A 3,145-nucleotide genomic window follows, 5' to 3' on the forward strand; every position below is an offset into this window, starting at 1 on the left:
ACCTCTCCCGCACGGTCGCCGCGGTGGTCCCGAGCTTCCTGTCCGTGGCCCCCATCGTGGCCGCCACCGACCTCGTCGCCACGATACCCTGGCGCGCCGCGCAGGCGTTTGCCGGAATGGGCGGACTGCGGCTGCTGCCACCGCCGCTGTCCCTCAAGGAGGCGCCGGTCAGCCAGTACTGGCACGCCAACACCGAAACCGACCAGGCGAGCCAGTGGCTGCGGCGCACCGTGCGCACCATCTGCCAGCAACTCTAGGATCCACCCGTCAGTCATGAGCGACGCCTACAGCACCCGCGGCCTCGTCACGGCCTATACCGGACTCGTCCTCACCGCCGCCTTCTGGGCGGGCAACGCCGTGGTCGCCCGCGGCGTGGTGGACACCATCCCGCCCCTGGCGCTGGCGTTCTGGCGCTGGGTGCTGGCTCTGGTGATCGTCCTGCCCTTCGGCCTGCGCCCGCTGCGCCGGGAGTGGCCGGTGGTACGCGCACACTGGCGCGCCATGCTGCCCATCGCCGCGCTCAGCGTGGGGGCGTTCAACACCCTGCTCTACCTCGCCGCGACCACCACCACGGCGGTGAACATCGCGCTGCTCAACTCCACGCTGCCCATCATCGTGGCCCTGCTCGCCTGGGTACTCCTTGGCGCGCGCATGCGCGGGGGCCAGGCGGCCGGCATCGCCGCCGCGCTGTGCGGCATCCTGATCGTGATCACCCAGGGCAACCCGGCAAGGCTGCTCGACCTGGACTTCCAGCCCGGCGACCTGCTCATGGTCGCGGCGGTCTCCTGCTGGGGGCTGTTCTCCGTGCTCATGCGCCGCCACCCCGTGCCGGTCTCGGCGCGCACCTTCCTCACCGCGCAGATCCTCTTCGGCGTGCCCGTGATCCTGCCGTTCTACCTGCTGGAGCTCGCCCTCGGCGGCGGCTTTGCCATGCGCCCGGCACTGGCACTGCCGTTCCTCTACGTCGCGATCTTTCCGGGGCTCATCGCGTTCTCGTGCTGGAACCTGGGCGTACGCCGCGTCGGCCCGTCGAACTCGGCGATGTTCCTCTACCTCATTCCGGTATTCGCGGCCGGGCTTTCCTGGCTGTTCCTCGGCGAGGGGCTAGCGGCATTCCACGGTGTCGGCGGCGCGTTCATCCTCGTCGGCCTCTACCTCGCCACACGTACGCCCACCGAAGACTGAACTGACTCCGGGCACCGGCACCGCCGGCCACGACATACCGGTGTGAACCTCGCCCCGGCCGACGAGACGGGCTGGCGCGCTGAAGAGCGACAGTGCCGCCGGGCCGGCGCGTAGTATGCTTCAGGGATGAGGCGCGACGCCCGGCGGCGGCGCTGTGGACGGGCACCGGCCCGTGGCGGGGACGGAGGGCGAAGAACGCATGTACGAGGCCGCCTACGGACTTCACGGCCGCGCGTTCGCGCTGCCTCCCGATCCGGGCTTCCTCTTCCTGGGCCGGGCCCACCGCGAGGCCCTCGCGCACCTGGTCTACGGCGTGCGCGAACGCACCGGTTTCGTGCTGCTCACCGGCGAGGTCGGCACCGGCAAGACCCTGCTCGCCCGCGCCCTGCTGGAGCGGTTGCCGGGGGACGTGGACACCGCCTGGCTGTACCGCCCGGCGGAGTCGACCGAGGGCTTCGTCGCCGCGGTGCTGCGCGAACTCGGTGAAACGCCTGAGCCAGACGCGGACGCGACCGCACTGGTTGCCCAGCTCAACCGCCGGCTGCTCGACGCCCACGCCCGGGGGCGCACCACGGTACTGCTGGTTGACGAGGCACAGACGCTGCCGGCAGCAGTGCTGGAGCAACTGCGGCTTCTCACCAACCTGGAAACCCGCCACGAGAAGCTCCTGCAGATCCTGCTCGTGGGGCAGCCCGAGCTGGCCGCGACCCTCGCGCGAACGGACATGCGCCAGGTCGCGCAGCGCATCACCGCACGCTACCACCTCCGCTCCTTCGAGCGCGGCGAGACCCGCGCCTACGTCCGCCACCGCCTCAGCGCCGCCGGCGGCGATCCCGGCCTGTTCACGGAGGGCGCCGTGCGCGCCCTGCACGAGGCGAGCGGGGGCATTCCCCGGCTGATCAACGTGATCGCCGACCGTGCCCTGCTCGGCGGCTATGCCCGGGGGCGGCGGCGCATCGGCCGGGGGCTCGTGCGCCAGGCCGCCCTGGAGCTCGGCCACGAGCACGACAGTGCCTGGCAGTGGCCCGCCGCGGCCATCGCCACCGTACTCGCGTCGGTCGCCGTGGTGTGGCCGTTCCTCGCCCATGACCGGGAACACGCCCCGCCCCGCCTGGAGGACCCGGCGAAGGTTGTCGCCACAGCGGCCTACACCCGTGCCGATGACGCGGTGAACGCGCTACTCGCGCGCATGGGCATCGCCGCGGACCGGGGCGACGGCGGCGGCCCGGCGGGATGCGCCCGGGCCCGGCTGGCCGGCTACGCCTGCCTGCACTTCGCCGCGGACTGGCCGGCGCTCGCCCGGCTCCGCCGTCCGGCCCTGCTGGAGCTGCACGAGGACGGCCGCGCCGGCAGCGTCCTCGCCGAGGGCGTCACCTCCGCCGGCGCGACACTCCGCCGGGGCAACACCACGCACCCCGCCTCACGCACGGCACTGCTGCCGCTGTGGACCGGTGACGCCCTGGTGGTCTGGCGCCCGCCCGGGCTTACCCCGCTGCCGGCGGGCCCCGGCGACGACGGCGAGTCCGTACGCTGGCTGCGCGGACGGCTGCACACCCCGGCACCGCCGGACCTGGCCACGCGCTTCGATCCGGCACTGGCGGCGCAGCTGCGTGACTACCAGCACCAGCTCGGGCTGCCCGTCACCGGGCGGCTGGATGCGGTGACCCTGTTCTACCTGCGCGAAACCGAGAGCGGGGAGGGCTGAATGTCCTATATCCTGGATGCCCTTCGGCGCTCCGAGTCCGAACGGCACGGCGACGGGCCGGGGGGCCACACACCGCCGCCACCCGTGCGCCCCCGCCGGCCGGCTGTAACGCCCGTGCTGGCCACCACCGCGGCGGGGATCGTCGCGCTGGCCATCGCGGCCTATCTGGCAACCCGCCCCACCCCGGCACCGGTCCCACCGGTGACCGGCCCGGTCGGCGAGTCGCTGCTGGCGGATGCGGCCGTGGACGGGCGG

General features: G+C 73.2%; 2 protein-coding genes and 2 pseudogenes. All 4 read left to right on the forward strand.

The window, feature by feature from the left end; translation table 11 throughout:
* Positions 1-257 (forward strand): annotated as a pseudogene (locus G7A99_RS15870) (hypothetical protein); the annotation flags it as partial.
* Between the two features lie 16 nt (positions 258-273).
* Positions 274-1,185: a DMT family transporter gene (locus tag G7A99_RS15875; RefSeq protein WP_018716323.1), complete on the forward strand. Its 912-nt coding sequence runs from the start codon at positions 274-276 to the stop codon at positions 1,183-1,185.
* Between the two features lie 172 nt (positions 1,186-1,357).
* A complete protein-coding gene (locus G7A99_RS15880) occupies positions 1,358-2,890 on the forward strand; it encodes an ExeA family protein (protein WP_163141900.1) in 1,533 nt (510 codons plus the stop codon).
* Positions 2,891-3,145: pseudogene (locus tag G7A99_RS15885) on the forward strand (hypothetical protein); the annotation flags it as partial.

The organism is Arhodomonas sp. KWT, from assembly GCF_010993615.1.